This is a genomic window from bacterium (assembly GCA_035703895.1).
In the GTDB taxonomy this organism is placed as follows: Bacteria; Sysuimicrobiota; Sysuimicrobiia; order Sysuimicrobiales; family Segetimicrobiaceae; genus Segetimicrobium.
In genome coordinates this window covers 1-5139 of sequence record DASSXJ010000238.1, presented here as the reverse complement: position 1 = coordinate 5139, position 5139 = coordinate 1, and the positions used below count along the sequence as shown (strand labels likewise).

The 5139-nt window shown below is 64.1% G+C and carries 5 protein-coding genes; 4 read left to right on the top strand and 1 reads right to left on the bottom strand.

The features are described 5' to 3' along the window. Nucleotides 1–73 precede the first annotated feature (73 nt). Both VFP86_15980 and VFP86_15975 read left to right on the top strand, forming a co-directional pair. Nucleotides 74–385, top strand: a complete 312-nt coding sequence (locus tag VFP86_15980; GenBank protein ID HET9001137.1) for a hypothetical protein — start codon at nt 74–76, stop codon at nt 383–385. A 2-nt stretch (nt 386–387) separates the two neighbouring features. Continuing rightward, nucleotides 388–1257: a GNAT family N-acetyltransferase gene (locus tag VFP86_15975; protein HET9001136.1), complete on the top strand. Its 870-nt coding sequence runs from the start codon at nt 388–390 to the stop codon at nt 1255–1257. Nucleotides 1258–1272: 15 nt separating this feature from the next. Here VFP86_15975 and VFP86_15970 read toward each other — a convergent pair whose 3' ends face one another. Continuing rightward, nucleotides 1273–3576 carry an aconitate hydratase gene (locus VFP86_15970; protein HET9001135.1) on the bottom strand — a complete coding sequence of 768 codons (2304 nt, stop codon included), beginning with the start codon at nt 3574–3576 and terminating at the stop codon, nt 1273–1275. A 142-nt stretch (nt 3577–3718) separates the two neighbouring features. Between VFP86_15970 and VFP86_15965 the strand changes: the two genes are divergently transcribed. Both VFP86_15965 and VFP86_15960 read left to right on the top strand, forming a co-directional pair. Further along, a complete protein-coding gene (locus VFP86_15965) occupies nt 3719–4510 on the top strand; it encodes an SDR family NAD(P)-dependent oxidoreductase (protein HET9001134.1) in 792 nt (263 codons plus the stop codon). A 421-nt stretch (nt 4511–4931) separates the two neighbouring features. Next, a partial coding sequence (locus VFP86_15960) for a hypothetical protein (GenBank protein ID HET9001133.1) occupies nt 4932–5139 on the top strand: 208 nt, incomplete at its 3' end.

The window sequence follows — 5139 nt, the reverse complement described above, 5'->3', positions numbered from 1 at the left end:
TGCGACGTCCGGGGTCGGGCGGTATGCGCGCGGTTGAGAGGATCAGGGACTCAAAAGCGAAGAACTCTCACTCATGAAGAGTAAGGCGCGCAGGACGGTTGCGGAGGAGTCCATGGAGACTGGGATAGAAAGGCATGCTATTGGCAGACATCTCGATCGTGCCTCGTCTGCCGTCATTGTTCTCACCTTCGTTCTGTTTGTCGCTGCACTTCTCGTCAAGGGGCTCACGCACGACCTGTTTCTCGAGACCGGTGTCTTACTCGTCTCTGTGAAACTCATCCTGAATACCTATCATATGGAGGTACACGCCAGAAGATTGGAGGAGCGCATCGACGATGTGCACGAACTCCTCCGGACTTTGGCGCGCGACTCGGAGGGAGGGTGAGGGTGGACGTCATTCACTGCGCAACGCCTCAGGCCTTCCTGGAGCGCGCCGAGGCGTTCTTGCTCGCGGACGAGGCCTGCCACAACCTCCTCCTGGGCGTGCCGACTACCCTGGCGTCACGCCACATCTCGCAAGATCCCCCGCCCTATTTCGCGGTGATCATGGATGCCGGGGACTTCAGGGGGGCCGCCATGATGACCCCACCCCACCGGCTGGTCCTGTCGCGCATCGAGCATCCGCAGGTCTCGTCCGTGATCGCCCAGGATCTCCTCGCCGCCGGGATGATACCGCCCGGGGTCCACGCTCCGGTCCCGGTGGGCGAAGAGTTCGCTCGCGCGTGGCAGGAGCTCACCGGCCAGCCTTCCGAGCGGGTCATGGTCCAGCGCATCTATCGGCTCGAGCGTGTCCGGCCGATCGGTAGCGTCCCGGGGGGGCTCCGGCGGGCATCGAACGCCGACAGCCCCGTGCTGATCCCGTGGATACGCGCCTTCCACGCAGAGGCGTTTGGCGAGCACGCCCCACAGATCGATGCGGAGCAGTTAGTTGATCGGCGGCTGCAGGGGTCGACCGATGGCTTGTACCTGTGGGACGATGAGGGTCCGCGGGCTCTCGCCGGATTTACCGGGCCCACGCCCCACGGCATCCGGGTCGGGCCGGTCTATACGCCACCCGAGCACCGCAACCGCGGCTACGCCAGCGGGTGCGTGGCCGCTCTGAGTCGGCTGCTGCTCGACCGCGGCTACCGCTTCTGCTTCCTTTACACCGACCTCGCCAATCCGACTTCGAACCGGATCTATCAGCGGATCGGCTACGAGCCGGTCTGCGATGTGGCAGAGTTTCGTTTCCTGCCGTCGCGAAACAACACGCCCTAAACCGCGGGACTCTTGTTATGCGGGATTATCTCTGCGAGCAGGCGAGTCGGCGTGAAAGAGGTTGAGGGCCGAACCCGCACGGAACCATTCAAGCTGCGAGGCGGCGAAAGAGTGAGAGAGCCGCAGCGTTTCGGTGGTCCCGTCCACGTGTTTCACGAGGCAATCGACAGGCTTGCCCGGTCCCATGTTCGCCAAACCGACGAGGCTCAGACGATCGTCCTCACGAATGCGGTCGTAGTCGGCGGGGCTCTCGAACGTCAGCGCGAGTAGGCCCTGCTTCTTCAAATTCGACTCGTGGATGCGCGCGAAGCTCCGGGCGATGACCGCCGCCCCGCCCAGTAGACGCGGCGAGAGGGCAGCGTGTTCACGACTGCTGCCCTCGCCGTAGTTGTGGTCGCCAATGACGACCCACTTGACCCCACGGGATTGGTAGTCCCTGGCAATCTTGGCGATCGCCTGTCCCGTCTCTCCTGTCAGCACGTTCTTGCCCTTACCCGCCTCGCCGGAAAACGCGTTGGTGGCACCCATGAACATGTTGTCGCTGAACTTGTCCAGGTGTCCTCGATAACGCAGCCAGGGACCCGCCGGGGAGATGTCGTCGGTCGTGGTCTTGCCCTTGGTCTTGATGAGCACCGGCATATCCAGAAAGTCCTTGCCGTCCCAGGCCGGCCAAGGCTCCATCAACTGCAACCTCTCGCTGCGCGGGTCCACCAGCAGCGTGATGCTACGGCCATCTGGGGGAGGCGCGACATAAGTGGGATGTCCGCGGTCGAAGTTCCGCGCAGGCACCTCCGGGGCCGGCTTGGGTGGGTCGAGCCTGAACGGCTTGCCATCGCCGCCGGTGAGGGAGTCGGTCAGCGGATTGAACGACAGGCTTCCCGCCAGAGCAAAGGCCGTCACGATCTCTGGGCTGGCGATGAAGTTCATCGTGGTCGGCTGACCATCGTTGCGCCTTGGGAAGTTGCGGTTATACGACGTCACGATCGAGTTGGGCACCCCGACCGTCTCCTTAGCCCTCCGCCACTGGCCGATGCAGGGGCCGCAGGCGTTCGCTAGGACGACACCGTTGATGTCCTTGAGCGACTGCATTTGACCGTCGCGCTCGATGGTGGCGCGGACCTGCTCCGAACCCGGCGTGACCAGAAAGGGCACGGCGGTCTTGATGCCGTGGGCTTTTGCCTGTTCGGCCACGTCTGCCGCGCGGCTCATATCCTCATATGAAGAGTTGGTGCAACTGCCGATGAGAGCCGTCGAGATTTCGTTACGGAACGCATTGGTGGTATCGGCAACCTCGGCGGCGAACTGTGAGACCGGGCGCGCTCTATCGGGGGAGTGCGGTCCCACGATGTATGGCTCCAGCTTCGACAGGTCGAGTTCGATCACGCGTTCGTAGTACTTCCCAGGGTCCGCCTCGACTTCCTTATCCGGTTCCAGCAAGTGCTGATATTGCTCGACCAATGGTGCCAAGGCACCCCGGCCCGTCGCCCGAAGGTATTTGGCCATCCGCTCATCAGCGGGGAACATTGATGTTGTCGCCCCCAGCTCGGCACCCATGTTGGTGATGGTGGCCTTGCCGGTCGCGCTGATCGTGCGCGCCCCGGGGCCGATGTACTCGACGATGGCGTTGGTGCCGCCGGCCACAGTCAGCTGGCCCGCGACGTAGAGAATGACGTCTTTGGGCGCCGTCCACCCGCTCATCTTGCCGGTCAGGAACACCGCGATATGCCTCGGATACAGCACCTCCCACGGGAGGCCGGCGATGACCTCTGCCGCGTCGGCTCCCCCGACGCCAATCGCGCATGCCCCAAGGCCGCCCGCGTTGGGCGTGTGCGAGTCCGTGCCGATAATCAGCTCACCGGGGAAGGCGTAGTTCTCCAGCACTACCTGGTGAATGATGCCGGCGCCAGGGCCCCAGAAGCCCGCGCCGTACTTGGCGGCTGTCGCACGCAGGAAGTCATAGACCTCCCTGTTCTCTTCAATGGACGCGCGCAGGTCTGCCTCGCCCTCGACTCGGGCCTGGATGAGATGGTCGCAGTGGATGGTCGTAGGGACCACGACCTTCTCCCGCCGCGTTTGCATGAACTGGAGCATGCCGGTCTGTCCCAGCACGTCCTGAAAGACGACGCGGTCGGGACGAAGAAGCAGATAGCTCTTGCCGGGCTCCATTTCCTGGTGTTCGGGATCGTCGAGGTGCCCCAGCAAGACCTTGTCCGCCAAGGTCAGCGGACTCTCCAGCCGGCGGCGGACCACACGGAGATTGCGCGCCATCGTCTCATAGACCGTGGCGGCCATTTCAGGAGTCGATTCGATCGTCACCATTGTCGCGCCCCCTTGACCTCCTAACCGAGGCGCGCCATGGCGAGCACGTCTCTTCCACTTTATAGCATATGCGACGGAGGTGTTCGAGTCCCCCGTTTGGCCGAAGGAGGAACCGCTCGTCTGGCGTTCAAGAAGCCACTCGGTGGCGTTGCGGCCGGTCCCTGTCCGCGCGCTGACCGCGGCCGCGATCAAGAGATTCTGGAGAGGGGAAATCCGCATCATGAACTTCGACGGAAGTGTGGTCATTGTGGCGGGCGGCACCGGGGGGCTGGGACGGGCGACCAGTATGGAATTCTTGAAGGCCGGCGCGCGGGTGGCGGTGACGTTTCGGCGGACGGAGGAGTTTGAGGCGCTGCAGGCGGCCGCGGGACGGGATGCTGAGCGCCTCGACCGGCACCTTCTGGACGCCACGGACGAGGCCGGCGCGAAGCAGTTGGTGGAGACGGTCGCGGGGCAGCACGGCCGGGTGGACGCACTCGTGAACGCCATCGGCGGCTATGCCGGAGGGCAGACGCTTTGGGAGATGGACGCAACGACGTACGAGCAGATGCTTGCGCTCAATCTGCGCACGGGATTCGTGCTGGCGCGGGCGGTGGTGCCCCAGATGCTGCGGCAGGGCGGCGGAGCGATTGTGAACGTCGCATCTAAGGCTGGGTACGGGCACGCGGCCGGCGCGGCCGCATACGCGGCCTCAAAGGCAGGAGCGCTGGCCCTGTTTGATTCGCTGGCAGACGAGGTCAAGGCCCATGGCATTCGGGTGAACTCCGTCGTGCCGAGCATCATCGATACCGAGGCGAACCGGCGGGCGATGCCCAAGGCCGATTTCTCCAAATGGCCGAAGCCAGAGGAGATCGCCCGGGTCATTCTGTTCTTGTGTTGCGAGGACGCGCGCGTGATCCAGGGGGCGGCGATCCCGGTGTACGGCCGGAGCTGAGGGCGGAAATCGTCCTAGTCATCGACGTCCCAAGAAGAGACGTGCGTAGGTGTCATCTCCACGATCATGGAGTCCGCCTCGTCCGGACCGGCCTCATCGGGATATTGCGGGTATTTCCGGTACAGCAACGTTCGGATCTTCCGGAACGCAGGCCCACGGTGGATGAGCCTGGCAGTCCCCTGCAGCATGACGCCTTTGATAAAGTTCCAGTCCTCGGCATCCCGTCCTGGCCGACCGTGGCCACCCGACAGACCCGTTCTCGCGTCAAGAGCCTGGCGAGGGCTTTCCGCAAACGCATCACCGTCACCCCCCCTCTCTCTCTGACCCCCCCCGTTCCCACGAGTGAACGGCTTCATTGTGTCGGTCTCTCCCATCCGACAGACTTGCATCGTGACGGCTCGGCGTCACGGGGGGTGTTGGAGTGGACGCGTCGACCATGCAAAGCCTGCGGTCTCCTCGGTATCTCGCGACATGCGCGCTGGCCTTCTTCATCTCGACGTTCGTGACGAGCCTCGTGCTCATCCACACCAGGGAGCACCCTCGACCCGCGATGATACCGCAGGGAGCAGCAGCCCGCCTATCCGATCGGCGAGCAGAACCAACGGGTCCGGCCGCCGCGGCTCATGAGC

Excerpts from the sequence above, each read along its gene's own strand:
- VFP86_15980 (HET9001137.1), top strand. The coding sequence starts at position 74 with ATGAAGAGTAAGGCGCGCAGGACGGTTGCGGAGGAGTCCATGGAGACT.
- VFP86_15970 (HET9001135.1), bottom strand. The coding sequence starts at position 3,576 with ATGGTGACGATCGAATCGACTCCTGAAATGGCCGCCACGGTCTATGAG.